The organism is Methylobacterium sp. WL8 (assembly GCF_008040045.1).
GTDB lineage: Bacteria > Pseudomonadota > Alphaproteobacteria > Rhizobiales > Beijerinckiaceae > Methylobacterium > Methylobacterium cerastii.
Window position 1 is genome coordinate 1 of sequence record NZ_VRVF01000045.1, and the last position, 16,309, is coordinate 16,309.

Genomic DNA, 16,309 nt, shown 5'->3' on the forward strand with positions numbered 1-16,309 from the left:
GCGGGTGGGGTGGGTCAAGGCCTGCACCCAGCCGAGATCCATAGTCGGCACGTCGAGGTCGATCTCGACCAGCGCGCCCCGCGACAGCTCGGCCGCGGCGACGAAGCGCGGCCCGTAGACGAGGCCCTGGCCGGCCGCCGCGGCGCGGACCAGCGCCTCCCCGTTGTTGGCGTGCATGCTGCCGCGCACCGGGACGACGACCTCCCCGCCGCGCCCGAAGCTCCAGGTCGAGGTGCCGGCCTGCGAGACGATGGTGTAGCCCAGGCAATCGTGGGCGGTGAGGTCCGCGAGGATCCGGGGCGTCCCCCGTTCGCGCAGGTAGCCGGGGGCGCCGCACAGCGCGATCCGCATCGGCGCGAGCTTGCGCGCGACCAGGCTGCTGTCGACGAGCCGGCCGATGCGCACCGCCACGTCCCACTTCTCCTCGAGCAGGTCGACGTAGCGGTCGGTGAAGCCGAACTCGACCGTCACCCGCGGATGGCGCGCATGGAAGGCGGGTAGCAGCGGCGCGAGGTGGAGGACGCCGAAGGTCGCGGGCGCGCTCACCCGCAGCAGCCCCTCGACCTCCAGGGCGCGCGAAGCCGCCTCGCCCTCCGCTTCGCCGATCTCGGCCAGGATGCGCTCGGTGCGTTCCAGGTAGGCGGCGCCGGCCTCGGTCGGCGAGACCCGCCGCGTCGTGCGATGGACCAGCGCGGTGCCCAGCCGCGCCTCCAGCGCATCGATGTGCTTCGTCGCCATGGCCGCGGACATGCGCAGCTCGCGCGCGGCGGCCGAGATGCCGCCGAGGCGGACCACGCGGACGAACACCTCCATGCCGGTCAGACGATCGGCCACGACCTCGTACTCCTGGTGTGAGCAGATCGTCATACATTGTCGATTATCGCATCGGACGGCAAGGTCCATATCCCGGCTTGCGACAGGCGGCGCCCCCGAACCGGGCCTCCTCCCGGAGGACCTCCGCCGACGCCGGACCCGCGTCCGATCCAACTGATCCAAGACGGAGAACACCCATGACCATCGCCGTGACCGGTGCCACCGGCCAGCTCGGGCGCCTCGTGATCGAGCGCCTGAAGGCCGAGGTTCCCGCCGACGCCGTCGTCGCGCTCGTCCGCTCGCCCGGCAAGGCGGCCGGCCTCGGCGTCGCCGCCCGCGCCTTCGACTACGCCAAGCCCGACACGATGGCCGCCGCCCTGGAGGGCGTGGAGACGCTGCTGCTGATCTCGTCGAGCGAGGTCGGCCAGCGCCCCGTGCAGCACCGCAACGTCATTGAGGCCGCCAAGCGTGCCGGCGTCGGGCGCATCGTCTACACCAGCATCCTGCACGCGGACCGCTCGCCGATCAGCCTGGCCGAGGAGCATCGCGCGACCGAGGCGGATCTGGCCGCGTCCGGCATCCCCGCCACGATCCTGCGCAACGGCTGGTACGTCGAGAACTACACCGCCTCGATCCCGCCGGCGCTCGCCAACGGCGCCTTCGTCGGCAGCGCCGGCGACGGCAAGCTGTCCCTGGCGTCACGCGCCGACTACGCCGACGCCGCGGTCGCGGTGTTGACCGGCCAGGGTCATGAAGGCCGCACCTACGAGCTCGCCGGCGACGACGCCGTGACGCTTTCCGATCTCGCCGCCGAGCTGTCGAAGGCGGCCGGGCGCGCGATCCCCTACCAGAACCTGCCGCAGGACACCTATGCCGGCATCCTCAAGGGCGCCGGCATCCCCGACGCCTTCGCCGAAGGGCTCGCCGCCTGGGACGTCGACGCCTCGCAGGGCGCGTTGTTCGACGACGGCCGCCAGCTCTCCCGGCTGATCGGCCGCCCGACCACCCCGCTGGCGCAAGCGGTCCGCGACGCCCTGCCGGCCGCCTGAAGAAGGAAAACGTTTCGATGAAGACCATCACCTGTGGCGGCGCGCTCGGCCTCGACGGGCTCTCGATCGTCGACGGCCTCGATCCCGGTGCGCCCGGGGCCGGCGAGGTGCGCGTGCGCATCCATGCCAGCTCGCTCAACTTCCACGACCTCGCCGTCGTCACCGGGCGCATGAAGACCGCCCCCGGGCGCGTGCCGATGTCCGACGGCGCCGGGATCGTCGAGGCCGTGGGCGCGGGCGTCGCCGACCTGTCGGTGGGAGACCGCGTCGTCTCGACGTTCTTCCCGCACTGGATCGACGGCGAGCCCACGGTCGCCGACTTCTCGACCACGCCGGGCGACGGCGTGGACGGCTACGCCCGCGAGGTCGTGGTCGCGCCGGCCAGCGGCTTCACCCGCGCGCCGGCCGGCTACAGCCACGCGGAGGCGGCGACGTTGACCACCGCCGGGCTGACGGCCTGGCGGGCGCTGGTGGCGAATGGCGGTCTCAAGGAGGGCGACAGCGTGCTGGTGCTCGGCACCGGCGGCGTGTCGATCTTCGCGCTCCAGATCGCCAAGGCGATGGGGGCGACCGTCATCGCCACCTCGTCCTCCGACGCGAAGCTGGAACGCGCCCGCGGGCTTGGGGCGGACCACCTCGTCAACTATCGCACCCGGCCCGACTGGGGCATGGCGGTGCGCGACCTGACCGGCGGGCGCGGCGTCGACCACGTGGTCGAGGTCGGCGGTGCCGGCACGCTCGCCGAGTCGATCGTGGCGGCACGGGTCGGCGGCCACATCGCGCTGATCGGCGTGCTCACCGGGCCGGCCGGCCCGGTGCCGACCGCGGCGCTGATGGCACGCCAGCAGAGGCTTCAGGGCCTGATCGTCGGCAGCCGCCGCCTCCAGCAGCAGATGATCCGCGGCCTGGAGGCGACGGGCCTGCGTCCGGTGATCGACCGCAGCTTCCCGCTGGACGACATCGCCGAGGCCTTCCGCCTGCAGCAGGCCGGCGATCACTTCGGCAAGATCGCCCTCGAATATTGATCGCGCGGAAGAGGCGGCCTCCGCTTCGATCGCGCGGAGGCCGTGTCACACCTCCGGCACCGGATACCGGCTCAGGTCCGGCTCCTTGGCGCGGCCGGCGGTGAAGCGCGCAGCCAGGCGGCGGGCGGGCTTGGTGCTCGCGATGCGCAGGGCGCCGTGGAGCAGGCGGATGCCGAGGCGGGTGTTCGGGTTCATCAGCTTCGGCGCGATCTTGGGCACGCCCTGCCCGTCCTCGACCATCGGGCGCATCGCGCGCTCGTAGGCGGCGAAGGCCGCGGCGACGTCGTCGGCGGCGGCCAGCTCCGCGGCGAGGACGTAGGCGCCTGTGACGGCCAGCGTCGTGCCGATGCCGGCGAGCGGCGTGGCGCACCAGGCCGCGTCTCCGGTGACCGCCACGCGGCCGCCGGACCACCGCGGCATCCGCACCTGGCGCAGCACGTCGAAGTAGAAGTCCGCGGTGGCGTCGAGGCCGGACAGGACGCGCGCGGCCTGCCAGCCGGCGTCGGCGAAGCGTTCGCGCAGGTAGGCCTTCTGCCGGGCGGCGTCCCAATCCTGCTCGCCGCCCGGGGGCTGGCGCAGGGTCAGCATCGCGCGCGTGGTGCCGTGCTGGTCGGGACGCAGCGAGATGCCGCGCCCGCCCGGCGCGTTGAACCAGCGCCACATCCGGTCGTCGCCCGCGATGCGCGGGATGGTGAAGTAGGCGATGGTCAGGTCCATCCAGCGCGGGTCGGCCTCGCCGGGGAAGACCAGTTCGCGCGTGCTCGAGCCGACGCCCTCGGCGATCAGGACCGCGTCGTAGCGCGCGCTCGCCCCGCTCGCGAAGCCCACCGTCACGGCGTCGGCCGCGTCGTCGATGCGGGTCACGCGGTCGCCGAAGCGGTAGGTCGCGCGCTGCCGGGCGGGCTCGTAGAGCAGCCGCGCGAGGTCGCCGCGCAGGATCTCCATCTCCGCCGTCGGGCCGTCGCCGAGGCTCGGATCCATCCGGAAGGCCGCGACCGCCCGGCCCTGCCCGTCGACCCAGGCGGTGCCCTCCTCGCCGGTGCCCTGCGCGAGGGCGATCTGCTCCAGGCCCATGCGGCGCAGGACCGCGCGCCCGACCCCGCGGACGTCGACGTTCTGGCCGCCGTCCCGGAAGTCCGGCGCCCGCTCGACGACGGTGACGTCGAAGCCGGAGCGCCCCAGCCACCACGCCGCGGTGTTGCCGGCGACGCTGGCGCCGGTGATCAGGATGCGGCGGGGCATGCGGGGCTCATGGTGGACGGATCAGGGCCCCGCCGCGCCGGCGCGGTTGACCGCCCGCCGCAGGGTGCGGGACAGGTCCTCCACCGAGTAGGGCTTCTTCAGGAGCGGGAAGCCGTGGGTGCCCTGCTCGGCGATGACGTGGCTGTAGCCGGAGGCGAGCACGACCGGCAGGCCGGCTTGGCGGTGGCGGATCTCCCGCGCCATGTCGATGCCGTTCATCCCCGGCATCACCACGTCGGAGAACACCACGTCGAAGCGCGGGGACGCGGAGAGCACCGTCAGGGCCTCCTCCGCGCTCATCGCCCACACGGTCTCGTAGCCGAGCTCGCGCAAGGCCTGGGTGGCGAAGGAGCCGACCTCCTGGTTGTCCTCGACCACGAGGACGCGGGTGCCGTGCCCGTCGGCCAGGGGCTCGGGCTCGCCGTCGTCCTCGGCCGCCACCGAGCGCCCGACCTCGCGGGGCAGGTACAGGGTGAAGGTCGTGCCCTCGCCCAGCGTGCTCTCGACCACGACCTCGCCGCCCGACTGCTTGGCGAAGCCGAACACCTGCGACAGGCCGAGCCCGGTGCCCTGGCCCACGCCCTTGGTGGTGTAGAAGGGCTCGAAGATCCGGTCGAGGTCGGCGGTCGCGATGCCGGTGCCGGTGTCGCGGACCGAGACGGCGACGAAGTCGCCGGCGACGCGGGGATGGGCGCGCACCGCCGGGATGGCGGAGGCGCGGCGGACGTTGATGTCGAGGCGGCCCTCCCCGTCCATCGCGTCCCGGGCGTTGATGGCCATGTTGACCAGCGCGGTGTCGAACTGGCTCGGGTCGGCGTCGATCAGGTAGGGCACCTCGTTGCCGCGCCCGTCGCGGTTGGCGGCGACGTCGGTGACCACGCGGATGCGGGCGCCGGTGAGCGTGCCGACCATGTCGGCGACCGAGGCGACGCTGCGGCCGACGTCGAACACCTCCGGGGTCAGGGACTGGCGCCGGGCGAAGGCGAGCAGCTGCCCGGTGAGCTTGGCGGCGCGGGTGACCGTGTCGGAGATCGCGCCGATGTAGCGCTGGCGGCGCTCCTCCGGCAGGTCGGGGCGCTTGAGCAGGTCGGTCGAGGACCGGATCACCGTCAGCAGGTTGTTGAAGTCGTGCGCGACGCCGCCGGTGAGCTGGCCGACCGCCTCGAGCTTCTGCGACTGGCGCAGCTGCTCCTCCAGGGCGCGGCGCTCGGTGACGTCGCGGCCGGCGCCGTAGAAGTGGTCCTCCTGCGGGATCGCGTTCCACGACACCCAGCGGTAGCCGCCGTCGGCGGTGAGCATGCGCACGTCGAGGCTGTCCAGCACCTGGCCGGCGCGCAGCTGCTCGAAGGCGGCGGAGGCGGCCGCCTTGTCCTCGGGGTGGACGTAGTCGCTGAACGAGGTGCGCACGAGCTCGAAGGCGGACCAGCCCAGCATCCCGTTCCAGGCCGGGTTGACCGAGCGGTAGAGGCCGTCGAAGCCGCAGACCACGAGGAGGTCGCGGCTGGCCCGCCAGACCAGGTCGCGCTCCGTGGTCCGGTCGCGGGCGGTGTCGCGCAGGACGCTCTCGGCCTTCTGCCGGTCGGTCACGTCGTTGAACAGCAGGGCGACGCGGTGCTGCACGGGATCGCCGATGCGCAGGGCCTGGACCTCGAACCAGCGGCCGAGCGCGACGACCCCGCTCTCGAAGCGGACGGCCCGGCCGGTCAGGGCGACCTTTCCGTAGGTGTCGAGCCAGCTCCGCTCGAGGTCGGGCACCACCTCGCTCACCCACTTGCCGACCACGTCGTCGAGGCCGGTGTGGCGCGAGAAGGCGGGGTTGGCCTCGACGAAGCGGTAGTCGACCGCGCGGCCGTCGGCGTCGAACCGCAGCTCGATCACGCAGAAGCCGGCGTCGAGCGCGTTGAACAGGGTGCGGTAGCGCGCCTCGCTCTCGGCGAGCATGCCCTCCTCGGTGCGGAACCGGGTGACGTCGAGCTGGCTCGCGAAGAAGTAGCGCAGGTGGCCCTCGGGGGTGAAGACCGGGCTGACGTAGAGCTCGTTGCGGAAGGTCGAGCCGTCGCGGCGGTAGTTCAGGATCTCGACGACCACGTCGCGCCGCGCGGCGATGGCGTCGCGCACCTTGGCGATGTCGGACGGGTCGGTGTCCGGCCCCTGCAGGAAGCGGCAGTTGCGGCCGATCAGCTCCTCGGCCGAGTAGCCGCACAGGACCTGGAACGCCCGGTTGGCGAACACGATCGGGTTGTCCGGCAGGTTCGGGTCGGTGACGATCTGCGGCATGCGGGTCTTCTCCGCCGCCGTGAACAGCAGGTCGACGTCCGCCCCGGAGGTGCGCTGGCCCTCCTGCGGCAGGCGCACATGCGCGGCGTTGCGCTCGCGCAGGCGCGCGACTTCGGCCTCGAGTCTCCGGTTCTCGCTGCGCAGGCGCTCGATCTCGTCGTCCATGCCGTCCATTTCCAGGGACATGTTCCGGGAGGCTCGCCGCCCCGGAACACCCGTTCGCGAACGGTCCGCGGCGACGGCGGAGCGCCCGTCCGGACGCCCGTGATGCCGCCGGCCTTCATGCGTCAGGCGATCGCCTCCGGTCAACGCGGGGGGCGCAGGGGGCATCGCGGACGGTCGCCGCAGGCCGATCCCGAGCGGTCGGAAACCGATGCCCGGCCTCCACGCCGGACCATCCGAGAAGGAGCAGGAACTCCTGGCACCCGGCGTCGGATTTCCATCGCCGGACGCTGCGACGCAGCGAACGATCATCCCCTGTTGGAACGCGATCGGGCCGAAGGTGTTTTAGGTCCCATACGCATCACGACAGGAGAACTCGAATGCGCAAGCTCGCACTCGCTTCCACCGCGCTGCTCGGCCTCGGCCTGCTGGCGTCGGCGCCCGCCGAGGCCCGCGGCTGGGGTTACGGCGGCGGCTACGGTCACGGCGGCTACGGCTATCGCGGCGTCGGCTTCCGCGGCGGCTACGGCGGATACCGTGGCTACGGCGGATACGGACGCGGCTACGGCTACCGCCGCGGCATCGGCCCGGGCGCGGCCATCGGCCTCGGCATCGCCGGCCTCGCAGCCGGCGCGATCGTCGCGAATTCCTACGGCGGCTATGGTGGTTACGGCGGATACGGCTACGGCCGCCCGGTCGGCTATTACGGCGGCTACGGCTACGCGCCGGCCTACGGTTACGCCCCGGCCTACGGCTACGGCTACCCGGCCTACGGCTACTGACGAACGGACGCGCGGGCGGGCATCGCCCGTCCGCACAGGTTCATCGTTCGAGGGCGCCCGACGCGAGTCGGGCGCCCTCCTTCGTGTTCGGTCGCGAGGTGAGCGCGGCGCGGCCGCCGGCCCGTCACCGGGCCGGGACCACCATCCGGAAATGCAGCCCGGCGGCGTCGATGGTGCGCTCGAAGCGGCCGGCGAGGCTGCGCTCGATCGTCTGCTTGAGAAGGCGCGAGCCGAACCCGGTGCCGTCGGCCTTGGTGATCCCGGACGCCGCGCCGGCCTCGGTCCAGTCCAGCGTCAGCACGTCGTCGGCGACCCGCGCCACGAGGTCGAGGGTGCCGCCGCCCGCCAGCGCGCCGTACTTGGCGGAGTTGGTGGCGAGCTCGTGGAAGATCATCGCGTAGTCGTTGACCTTGTCGCGCGGCGCCACGACCGCGTCCGCCACGTCCACGGTGATGTCGGCGCCGCGCAGGTACGGCGCCAGGATGCGCTCGGCGAGGTCGCGCAGGCGCACGTCGCCCTGGTCGGCCCCACTGGCGCGCATCGCCAGGGCGGTCGCCTCGTGCAGCACGCCGAAGCGCTGCGACAGGTCCTCGGCGAAGTTCGGCGTCGAGGTCGCCTCCCTTGCGACGATGGCGGTGAGCGCGCGGGCGACCGTGAACATGTTCGAGACGCGGTGGGCGAGCTCGGCGGTCAGCAGCCGCTCGGCCTCCTCGGCCCGCTTGCGGTCGGTGATGTCGAGGAAGATGGCCTGGACCCATTCGCCGACCCGGCCGGCCTCGCCGCCGACGCCGCGCGCCGAGATCCAGCGCGCGTCGGCGCCCTCGCCGATGCGGAAGTCGAAGCTGTAGGCGTGCGGGTCGACGGCGCTCGCCGCCCAGTCCCGCATCATCGCGGGGCGGTCCTCGGCGTTCACCCGCGCGAAGAGGGCGTCGATGCCGACCACCGGCTCCGTCGTCTCCCAGAACGCGCGGCAGAGTTCGTCGAGCTGGGCGAGGCGCCGCTCCGGCGACCACGCCCAGAGGCCGACGCCGCCCCGATGGATCGCCGCGGTGAAGCTCGCGAGCGTCCACGCTTCGCCGGTGAGATCCGTGCCCTGCGCCATGCGTCCTTCCGAATCGAGCTGTTCGCATCCTGCCGGAATTCGGCCCGGATGCAGGCGCGGCGCCGTCTCGACGGAAGGGAACTCGGATCTGGCGCCTTTGCTCCGGTCGCGATGTCGCGATGCGGCACCCGCACGAGACCGTCACGCGCGAGGGATGCAGTCGGGCGTCAGCCTTCGGCCCGCTCCACGAAGCGCCGGCATCCGAACACCTCGCTGTCGCGCGATCGCTGGAGGATTCCTTCGCGCGCAGCTACGCGCCCCCTGATCCCGAGGGGCTTGTGGCCGGACACCCAGTCCCTGTCGGACGCCCGACCTCAGTGGTGCCCGGCCATGTGGCGGCCGATCGTGGCCACCTCGGCGGTGGCGGCCGGCGTCTCGTAGACGAGGCGGCCCTCCGACATCACCACGATGCGGTCGGACAGCTCCAGGATCTCGTCGAGGTCTTCGCTGATCAGCAGCACCGCGGCGCCGGCGTTGCGCGCGGCCACGATCCGGTTGCGGATCTCCGAGACGGCGGAGAAATCGAGGCCGAAGCACGGGTTGACCACGATCAGCAGGTCGACCGGGTCGGTCAGCTCGCGGGCGAGCACCGCCCGCTGCACGTTGCCGCCGGACAGGGTGGCGATCGGCGCCTCCGAGGAGGCGGTCTTCACCTTGAACCGCTCGATCAGGTCGCGTCCGCGCCGGGCCATCGCCCCCCGGTCGAGCCAGAAGGTCGGCTTGGCCGTGGGGTCGTCGCCGCGCCGGTCGAAGGCGCGAAAGCCCAGGTTCTCGACCACCGACATCCGCGGCGCGCAGGCGTTGCGCAGCGGCTCCTCCGGGATGAACCGGACTTTTCGCGCGCGGCTCTCGGCGCGGGTGCCGGCATAGGGCGCGCCGGCCACCACCACCCGGCCGCCGGTGGCGCGGACCTGCCCGCCGAGCACGTCGGCCAGCTCCTTCTGGCCGTTGCCCGAGACGCCGGCGATGCCGACGACCTCGCGGGCGCGAACGCTGAGCGCGTCGATCGCGATGTGGCGCAGGCCCGAGGCGTCGGTGGCGGTGACGCCCGCGATGCGCAGGACCTCGCGGGCTTCGTCGGGCGCGCCGACGCGGGCGGCCGGCACGCGCACCTTGCGCTCGCCCATCATCATCGCCGCCATGTCGTCGCGGGAGAGTTCGCCGACCGCGCCGCCGCCCACGAGCTTCCCGCGCCGGAGCACGCTCAGGCTCCGGGCGAAGGTCTCGACCTCGCGGAACTTGTGGCTGATCATCAGCACGGTGAGGTCGCCGCGATCGGTCATCGCGCGGAGCAGCCCCAGCACCTCCTCGGCCTCGGCCGGCGTCAAGACCGAGGTCGGCTCGTCGAGGATCAGGAAGCGGGCTTCGAGATAGAGCTGCTTGACGATCTCGAGCTTCTGCTTCTCGCCCGCCGCCAGCTCCGCCACCGGCCGGTCGAGGTTCAGCCGGAACGGCATGCCGGCCATGAAGGCGGAGAGCCGCGCGCGCTCGCGGCCCCAGGCGATCACGGAGGGCGCGTCGGCGCGGCTGATGACGAGGTTCTCGGCTCCCGTGAGCGAGGGCACCAGCGTGAAGTGCTGGTAGACCATGCCGAGTCCGCGCCCCTGCGCGCCCTTCGGGTTGGTGATCTCGGCCTCGCGGCCGTCGACCAGCACCGTGCCGGCACTCGGGGCGTAGAAGCCCATCACGCACTTCACCAAGGTCGACTTGCCGGCGCCGTTCTCGCCGAGCAGCGCGTGGAAGCCGCCGGCCGCGATCTTCATCGACACGTCGTCGAGGGCGGCGAAGGCGCCGAAGCGCTTCGTCATGCCGACGGTCTCGACGCCGATGGCGCGCGGCGGGACGGGCATCGGGACCGGGGCTGGCGACGTCATGGGCGGCCTCTCACGGCGCGTGGGCGATGATCGCGACGGGGCCGCCGCCATCCGGTCCCTGATGCTCGGCGCCGCCCGAGACGTAGAGTTCGGCGTGGCCGACGAGGCCGGCGAGCACCCCGCCGACGAAGCCGCGGGCGTGGCGGGTCGCGGCGAGGTCGGAATCGGTGAGCATGGTGGTGCGACGCCCGCGCAGGCGCCCGTCCGACGGGGCCTCGGCCTTGGCCAGCAGCGCCACGAGCCGTTCGCGCTGCGCCGGCGCCAGCTGTCCGGCCGCGCCGAGGCCGAGCCGGGCCAGCGCGGCCCGCACCGGCTCGACGTCGAGGGCGTCCGCCATGGTGGCGTGGTCGATCCGCAGCGGGCCGGACCAGCCGGCGCCGCGCCCGAGCACGACGATCTCGTGGCCCATCAGCTCGACGCCGGCCGACGCCGAGGCGCGCGAGGAAGCGAGCGCAAAATCCCGGCCGATCGCGCCCTCCTCCAGCGCGCCGACCTCGCCCAACGCCGTGGCGATGCCCAGCGAGGCGGCGGCGCGCGACAGGCCCATGGATTTCAGCGTGTCGGCGGTGGCGCAATCCGCGCCCCGGCCGCGCGCTGCGGCGATCCGCTCCGAGGTGAGGAGCGGGCACTTAACCTGGACGAACTGCACGTCGGCCGGGTCGGCGATGCCGGCGTCGCGCATCGCCGCGCGCACGCCCTCGGCCACCGACTCGACCTGGGCCAGGCGCCCGACCTCTTCGGGCGCCAGGTCGGCGGTGTGGGCGTGGCCGATGGCGAGGGCGCCGGGCTCGGCGGGTTCGTCCGCCTCGCGCACCTCGAAGACCGTCAGGTGCGGGGACAGACCGCCCTCGGTGCCGCCGGACATCACCAAGCAGACCCGCTCGGCGGCCGCCTCGCCGGCATGCCGTCGGAGCAGGTCGCGGAGCGCGCGGGCGGCGAGCCCACGGGTCCAGTCGTTGACCAGGCCGTTGCCCTCGGTCTTGCCGAAGATGGCGACGACGGCGCCCGGCACGATCCGGCCCTCCGCGATCGCGCGTTCCAGGCCGGAGACGTCGTCGGGGGCGGCGACGGCGATGCGGTGGACGACGGCGCGGCGCGTGCTCATGCGGCCGCCTGCGCGGTCACGGCCGCGATCACGGCGTCGGTGTCGGAGACCGCGCCGAACACGCCGCCCTGCATCGTCACCATGCGGAGCGCCGCCATGTGGTTCTGCGGATCGGTGGCGCCGCAGGCGTCGCCCAGCACCACGCATTCGAAGCCGCGGTCGTTGGCCTCCCGCATGGTGGTGGAGACGCAGACGTCGGTGGTGATGCCGGTGAGCACGAGGTTGCGGATGCCGCGGGTACGCAGGACCAGCTCGAGGTCGGTGGCGCAGAACGCGCCCTTGCCGGGCTTGTCGATCACCACCTCGCCGGACAGCGGCGCGAGTTCGGGGATGATCTCCCACCCGGGTTCGCCGCGCACCAGGATCTTGCCGCAGGGCCCGGGGTCGCCGATGCCGGCGCCGATCCGGCGCGAGCGCCAGCGCTTGTTCTCCGGCAGGTCGGAGAGGTCGGGCCGATGGCCCTCGCGGGTGTGGACGACCAGGTAGTCGCGGCTGCGCATCGCGGCGAGCAGGCGGGCGATCGGCGCGATCGGCGCCCGGGTCAGCGACAGGTCGTAGCCCATCGCGTCGACGTAGCCGCCCGCCCCGCAGAAATCCGTCTGCATGTCGATGATGACCAGCGCCGTATTCGACGGCCGCAGGTCGCCGTCGTAGGGCCAGGGGTAGGGCTCGGCGGGGATGGTGGTGCCGGGCCGTGCGTCGGCGGAAGGAGGACGATCGAAGCTCATGACGATGCCTCAGGGCACTGGCTTGCCGAACCGCTTTGTCGTGACAATTTCGACGTGACGACGCGCTTCGAATGGGATCCCGACAAGGCCGCGTCCAAGCTGCGCAGGCATGGGGTGCGGTTCGAGACGGCAGCGCGCGTCTTCACGGACCCGTTCGCGATCACCTCGGCGGATCGGATCGAAGATCGGGAGCTGCGGTGGCGGATCGTCGGGATGGCGGACGCGATCCGGGTGCTCGTCGTCGTCCACACGATCCGTGAGGCGACCGAAGCCGGCGAGGAGATCGAGGTCGTCCGCATCATCTCCGCCCGCAAGGCCGATCGTTCGGAAAGGCGAAGCTATGAAGACGAAGCTTGTTAGCTACGAGATCGACCTCGCCAACCCGCCGCCCCTCACCGAGACGCAGAAGACGGAGCTTAAGGCACGCGCGGCGATGCCGGACGAGGCGATCGACGACGGCGACATCCCGCCCCTGACCGAGGCGTTCTGGGCGAACGCCGTGCGCAACCCGTTCTACCGGCCGGTGAAGACCTCCACGACGGTGCGGATCGATGCCGACGTGCTGGCGTGGCTGCGCGCGCCCGGGCGGGGCTACCAGACGCGCATCAACGCGATCCTGCGCCGCGAGATGATGGCGGCGCTGAAGAAGGGCTGAGGCCCTCACTCGGCCGCCTCCCGCGCGGCGGATGCGTTCGGGTTCGTCTGCCCGGCGCCGTAGGAGCGGGTCGGCGCGGGGAAGCCGCAGGCGGTGCCGTCCACGGTCCGGACCTGGTCCTCCCAGGGCACCCTGTACCGGCCGGCCGCGAGGTCGTGCATGTAGGTGTAGGGGCAATCCTGCGCGCCGCCCTTCACCGCCGTGTAGCCGCGGTGGCCGAGCTGGTAGATGTTGTTCTCGACGCCCCAGTGGATGCGGGCCTCGCGCACGAGGTCGGGCCGGACCTCCGCGGTGATGATCTCGTCGACGCGGCCGGTGGTGCCGTGGGCGAGGATCGCCCCGTCGAAGTTGCAGACCATGCCCTCGCCCATCGAGTCGAAGGTGCCGTCCGAGCCGCACAGGCAGACGTTGGCGGTGACCATCAGGTTGCAGAAGGCGTTCGACTGGTTGGTGAAGCGCCAGGATTCGCGGATCGGCGCGGTGTAGCCGGCCGTGCGGATCATGATCTCGGCGCCCTTGTAGGCGCATTCGCGCGCCATCTCCGGGAACATGCCGTCGTGGCAGATGATCAGCGCGAGCTTGGCGCCCTTCGGACCGTCGATCACCGGGATGCCGAGGTCGCCCGGCTCCCACGGCTCCACCGGCACCCAGGGGTGCATCTTGCGGTAGTACAGCTTCACCGCGCCGGTATCGTCGACGACCAGGCCGGTGTTGTAGGGCGCGCCGTGCGGGTTGAACTCCATGATGGAGAAGCAACCCCAGATCCGGTTGTCGACGCAGGCCTTGCGGAAGGCTGCCACCTCCGGCCCGTCCATCCGGCACATCAGCTCGGGCCGCGTGTCCATCGAGAGGCCGTGGAGTGCGTATTCGGGGAACACCACGAGGTCCATCGTCGCGAGGTTCGCCCGCGCCTTGGCCACCATCGCGACGATCCGGTCGGTCTGCGCCGCCAGGTCGGCCGGCGTCTCGATCCGCGGCAGCTTGAGCTGCACCAGGCCGAGGACGACGCCGTTCGGGGATTTGTTCAGGCCGCCGAGACCATTCATGAGAAACCCTATTTCGAGAGGGAGAGCTCGCCCGGCGCGCCGGTCAGCGCCCGGTCGGGCGACGAGGTGGCGATCAGCAGGGCGAGCGTGAGGACGTAGGGGGCTGCGTAGTACAGGTAGTAGCCCTGCGTGACGCCGACCGATTGCAGCGCCGGGCCGAGCGCCCCGGCGCCGCCGAACAGCAGGGCGGCGGCGAAGCACGCGAGCGGGTTCCAGCGGGCGAAGATGACGAGCGCCACCGCCATCAGCCCCTGGCCCGACGAGATCCCCTCGTTCCACGAGCCCGGATAGTACAACGACAGGTAGGCGCCGCCGATCCCGGCGAGCACGCCGCCGGCGGCCGTCGCGTAGAGGCGCACGCGGTCGACGTCGTAGCCCATGGCGCGCGCCGCGTCGGCGCTGTCGCCGACGACGCGCACGATCAGCCCGGCCTTGGTGTTGCGGAACGCCCACCACAGGAACACGGAGAGCGCGGCGCCCGCCAGGAACAGCACGTTGACGCGCAACGCCGCCTGGATCTGCGGCACGTCCGACCAGAACCCGAACGGGATCGCCGGCAGCGGCGGGGCGGAGGGCTGGATGAAGGCCTTGCCGAAGAAGAAGGCCAGCCCGGTGCCGAACAGCATCAGCGCGATGCCGACCGCCACGTCGTTGACCCGCGGTAGGCGGCAGACGAACCCGTGCAGCAGCCCGAAGGCGCCGCCGGCCAGGCCGGCCACCGCGACGCCGGCCCAGGGCGAGCCGGTGAGCACGGCGGTGGCGTAGGCCGACATGGCGCCGAACACGAGGGTGCCTTCAAGCCCGAGGTTGATCCGCCCCGAGCGCTCGGTGATGGTCTCGCCGAGGCTGACGAACAGGAACGGCGTCGAGACGCGGATCGCGCCGCCGACCACCGCGATCAGGACGCTCCAGAGCCCGAGGTCGCCGTTCATCGCATGCTCCCCGCCGTGGTCATGCCGGCGCCCCCGCCGGCAGGGCGGCGACCGCGCGCTTGGTCGCCCACAGGTGCGGGCTGAACAGGTGCAGGCGCCCGTAGAGCGTCTCGCTGGCCAGCACCACGAGGAACAGCAGCCCTTCGAGCACCAGCACGGTGGCGTCGGGCAGCTGCATCCGGCGCTGGATCAGCCCGCTCGACGCCTCGATCCCACCGAGCAGGAACGCGACCGGCATGATCGCGATCGGGTTCTGGCGGGCGAGGAACGCGACGAGGATGCCGGTGTAGCCGTAGCCGGCCGCCAGCGTCCCGTTGGCGGTCCCCTGCACCGCGACCACCTCGAAGAACCCGGCCAACGCCGCGAAGGCGCCACCGAGCGCGGTGAAGCCGACGATCAGGCGCCCGACCGGCAGGCCCTGGATCTGGGCCGCGCGCACGTTCCCGCCGGCGATCCGCGCGGCGAAGCCCAGCGTCGTGCGGTCCATCAGCACGTAGGCGACGAGGCAGGACAGGACGCCGACCCCGAGGCCCCAATGCACCCCGATCCCCGGCATCGGCGCCAGCATGAAGGCGTCGCCGACGGGCAACGTCGAGGGCTTGTTGAGGCTCGCCGGATCGCGCAGCCAGCCTTCGATCAGGTGGTTGGAGAGCGCGATGGCGATATAGGACAAGAGCAGGCTCGCGATGGTGGCGTTGACGCCGCGATAGGCCTGAAGGAAGCCGACGGCCCCGATCCAGACCGCGCCGACGAGGGCGGCGGCGAGCGCCATCAGCGGAATCGCGAGCGCGGGCGGCAACGCGGCCAGCGGCTGGGCCGCCGCCGCCGCGCCGAGGCCGCCGAGCACGATCGCCCCCTCCCCGCCGATCACCACGAGCCCGAGGCGGGCGGGCAGCGCGACGCAGAGCGCGGCGAACAGCAGGGGCGCGGCGCGCTGCAGGCTGTTGCCGAGGGCGAAGGGCGAGCCGAAGCCGCCGCGATAGACGATGTCGACGAACTGGAGCGGCGACTTGCCGAGCGCCGCCAGGAACAGGCCGAACAGCACGAAGCCGGCGAGCGCCGCGCCGACCGGGATCAGGAACGCCTCCGAGCGCCGCGCCAGCCAGGCGCGGACCTGGAGGCCCCGGGAAGGGCCCTCGATCACCTCGACCGGTGCCACAGCGGCGTCCGCGACCATCCCGCACCGTCCTTCGGTTCCACGATCCCGCAAACCCTGCGGCAGGAAGCGTGCCAGCTTCTCCGACCCCGTCGGATCGAAGGCCGTCCGCTTCCTCTCACGCAGGGGCTACCCACCTCGCCGATTTCGTCACGGCATCGGATCACGCGCGGGTCCCCCCCTCTCCCCGCGGGCGGGAAGAGGCCCGGCGGCACCCCGTCGTGCAGCCGGGGAGCGAAAGGCGAAGCCGAAGCGGAGGTGAGGGGGGTGCCGACGGAGGAGCCTCCTTCGGCTCGGCCCCCTCACCGTCGGCTGCCGCCTCGCTTTTCCGACGACGAGGTCGGCAAAGCCCTCTCCCCGC

General features: G+C 72.6%; 15 protein-coding genes. 5 read left to right on the forward strand and 10 right to left on the reverse strand.

Features of this window, described 5'->3' with window-relative positions; all coding sequences use genetic code 11:
- Positions 1 to 834 (reverse strand): LysR family transcriptional regulator (locus tag FV234_RS16265; protein ID WP_147830389.1); only part of this gene is annotated, 834 nt, incomplete at its 3' end.
- Positions 835 to 1,010: 176 nt separating this feature from the next.
- Between FV234_RS16265 and FV234_RS16270 the strand changes: the two genes are divergently transcribed.
- Together FV234_RS16270 and FV234_RS16275 are read left to right on the forward strand one after the other, a co-directional pair.
- Positions 1,011 to 1,862 carry an SDR family oxidoreductase gene (locus FV234_RS16270; protein ID WP_147830391.1) on the forward strand — a complete coding sequence of 284 codons (852 nt, stop codon included), beginning with the start codon at positions 1,011 to 1,013 and terminating at the stop codon, positions 1,860 to 1,862.
- Positions 1,863 to 1,879: 17 nt separating this feature from the next.
- A complete protein-coding gene (locus tag FV234_RS16275; protein WP_147763531.1) occupies positions 1,880 to 2,887 on the forward strand; it encodes an NAD(P)-dependent alcohol dehydrogenase in 1,008 nt (335 codons plus the stop codon).
- 45 nt (positions 2,888 to 2,932) lie between these two features.
- On the opposite strand, the gene FV234_RS16280 is transcribed toward FV234_RS16275, so the two are convergent.
- Entirely contained in the window at positions 2,933 to 4,129 is a 1,197-nt protein-coding gene (locus FV234_RS16280; protein WP_147763530.1) for an FAD-dependent monooxygenase, read from the reverse strand.
- A 21-nt stretch (positions 4,130 to 4,150) separates the two neighbouring features.
- On the reverse strand, positions 4,151 to 6,571 hold the full coding sequence (locus FV234_RS16285; protein WP_147763534.1) for a PAS domain S-box protein: 2,421 nt from the start codon (positions 6,569 to 6,571) through the stop codon (positions 4,151 to 4,153).
- A gap of 377 nt (positions 6,572 to 6,948) precedes the next feature.
- Here FV234_RS16285 and FV234_RS16290 point away from each other — a divergent pair, with 377 nt between their 5' ends.
- Positions 6,949 to 7,350, forward strand: coding sequence for a hypothetical protein (locus tag FV234_RS16290; RefSeq protein WP_147752133.1), 402 nt, complete (start codon positions 6,949 to 6,951; stop codon positions 7,348 to 7,350).
- A gap of 124 nt (positions 7,351 to 7,474) precedes the next feature.
- Here the strand turns inward: FV234_RS16290 and FV234_RS16295 are convergent, their stop codons facing one another.
- The 4 genes from FV234_RS16295 to FV234_RS16310 form a co-directional block, all read right to left on the reverse strand.
- Positions 7,475 to 8,452, reverse strand: coding sequence for an HWE histidine kinase domain-containing protein (locus FV234_RS16295; protein ID WP_147763529.1), 978 nt, complete (start codon positions 8,450 to 8,452; stop codon positions 7,475 to 7,477).
- A 314-nt stretch (positions 8,453 to 8,766) separates the two neighbouring features.
- On the reverse strand, positions 8,767 to 10,326 hold the full coding sequence (locus FV234_RS16300) for an ABC transporter ATP-binding protein (RefSeq protein WP_147763528.1): 1,560 nt from the start codon (positions 10,324 to 10,326) through the stop codon (positions 8,767 to 8,769).
- Between the two features lie 10 nt (positions 10,327 to 10,336).
- Complete coding sequence (locus FV234_RS16305) at positions 10,337 to 11,431, reverse strand: ring-opening amidohydrolase (protein WP_147763527.1); 1,095 nt, start codon at positions 11,429 to 11,431, stop codon at positions 10,337 to 10,339.
- Positions 11,428 to 12,159 carry an isochorismatase family cysteine hydrolase gene (locus FV234_RS16310; RefSeq protein WP_147830393.1) on the reverse strand — a complete coding sequence of 244 codons (732 nt, stop codon included), beginning with the start codon at positions 12,157 to 12,159 and terminating at the stop codon, positions 11,428 to 11,430. Before FV234_RS16310 ends, FV234_RS16305 begins: the two co-directional genes overlap by 4 nt.
- 54 nt (positions 12,160 to 12,213) lie before the next feature.
- On the opposite strand from FV234_RS16310, the gene FV234_RS16315 reads away from it, so the two are divergent.
- Both FV234_RS16315 and FV234_RS16320 read left to right on the forward strand, forming a co-directional pair.
- Entirely contained in the window at positions 12,214 to 12,519 is a 306-nt protein-coding gene (locus FV234_RS16315; RefSeq protein WP_147763525.1) for a BrnT family toxin, read from the forward strand.
- Complete coding sequence (locus tag FV234_RS16320) at positions 12,500 to 12,814, forward strand: BrnA antitoxin family protein (RefSeq protein WP_147763524.1); 315 nt, start codon at positions 12,500 to 12,502, stop codon at positions 12,812 to 12,814. Before FV234_RS16315 ends, FV234_RS16320 begins: the two co-directional genes overlap by 20 nt.
- 5 nt (positions 12,815 to 12,819) lie before the next feature.
- Here FV234_RS16320 and FV234_RS16325 read toward each other — a convergent pair whose 3' ends face one another.
- Genes FV234_RS16325 through FV234_RS16335 form a run of 3 tightly spaced genes read right to left on the reverse strand, consistent with a single transcriptional unit; the run spans position 12,820 to position 15,969 of the window.
- The gene (locus FV234_RS16325; RefSeq protein ID WP_147830395.1) at positions 12,820 to 13,860 is read right to left on the reverse strand and encodes a formamidase; all 1,041 of its coding nucleotides are present in this window, start codon (positions 13,858 to 13,860) and stop codon (positions 12,820 to 12,822) included.
- An 8-nt stretch (positions 13,861 to 13,868) separates the two neighbouring features.
- Positions 13,869 to 14,792, reverse strand: coding sequence for an ABC transporter permease (locus FV234_RS16330; RefSeq protein WP_147763522.1), 924 nt, complete (start codon positions 14,790 to 14,792; stop codon positions 13,869 to 13,871).
- A 19-nt stretch (positions 14,793 to 14,811) separates the two neighbouring features.
- Positions 14,812 to 15,969 carry an ABC transporter permease gene (locus FV234_RS16335; protein ID WP_147763521.1) on the reverse strand — a complete coding sequence of 386 codons (1,158 nt, stop codon included), beginning with the start codon at positions 15,967 to 15,969 and terminating at the stop codon, positions 14,812 to 14,814.
- Positions 15,970 to 16,309 lie beyond the last annotated feature (340 nt).

Bases quoted from the DNA above. Each gene is read 5' to 3' on its own strand.
- FV234_RS16295 (WP_147763529.1), bottom strand. From the start codon at position 8,452: ATGGCGCAGGGCACGGATCTCACCGGCGAAGCGTGGACGCTCGCGAGC.
- FV234_RS16270 (WP_147830391.1), top strand. From the start codon at position 1,011: ATGACCATCGCCGTGACCGGTGCCACCGGCCAGCTCGGGCGCCTCGTG.
- FV234_RS16290 (WP_147752133.1), top strand. From the start codon at position 6,949: ATGCGCAAGCTCGCACTCGCTTCCACCGCGCTGCTCGGCCTCGGCCTG.
- FV234_RS16305 (WP_147763527.1), bottom strand. From the start codon at position 11,431: ATGAGCACGCGCCGCGCCGTCGTCCACCGCATCGCCGTCGCCGCCCCC.
- FV234_RS16320 (WP_147763524.1), top strand. From the start codon at position 12,500: ATGAAGACGAAGCTTGTTAGCTACGAGATCGACCTCGCCAACCCGCCG.
- FV234_RS16335 (WP_147763521.1), bottom strand. From the start codon at position 15,969: ATGGTCGCGGACGCCGCTGTGGCACCGGTCGAGGTGATCGAGGGCCCT.
- FV234_RS16300 (WP_147763528.1), bottom strand. From the start codon at position 10,326: ATGACGTCGCCAGCCCCGGTCCCGATGCCCGTCCCGCCGCGCGCCATC.
- FV234_RS16280 (WP_147763530.1), bottom strand. From the start codon at position 4,129: ATGCCCCGCCGCATCCTGATCACCGGCGCCAGCGTCGCCGGCAACACC.
- FV234_RS16330 (WP_147763522.1), bottom strand. From the start codon at position 14,792: ATGAACGGCGACCTCGGGCTCTGGAGCGTCCTGATCGCGGTGGTCGGC.
- FV234_RS16310 (WP_147830393.1), bottom strand. From the start codon at position 12,159: ATGAGCTTCGATCGTCCTCCTTCCGCCGACGCACGGCCCGGCACCACC.
- FV234_RS16275 (WP_147763531.1), top strand. From the start codon at position 1,880: ATGAAGACCATCACCTGTGGCGGCGCGCTCGGCCTCGACGGGCTCTCG.
- FV234_RS16285 (WP_147763534.1), bottom strand. From the start codon at position 6,571: ATGGACGACGAGATCGAGCGCCTGCGCAGCGAGAACCGGAGACTCGAG.
- FV234_RS16325 (WP_147830395.1), bottom strand. From the start codon at position 13,860: ATGAATGGTCTCGGCGGCCTGAACAAATCCCCGAACGGCGTCGTCCTC.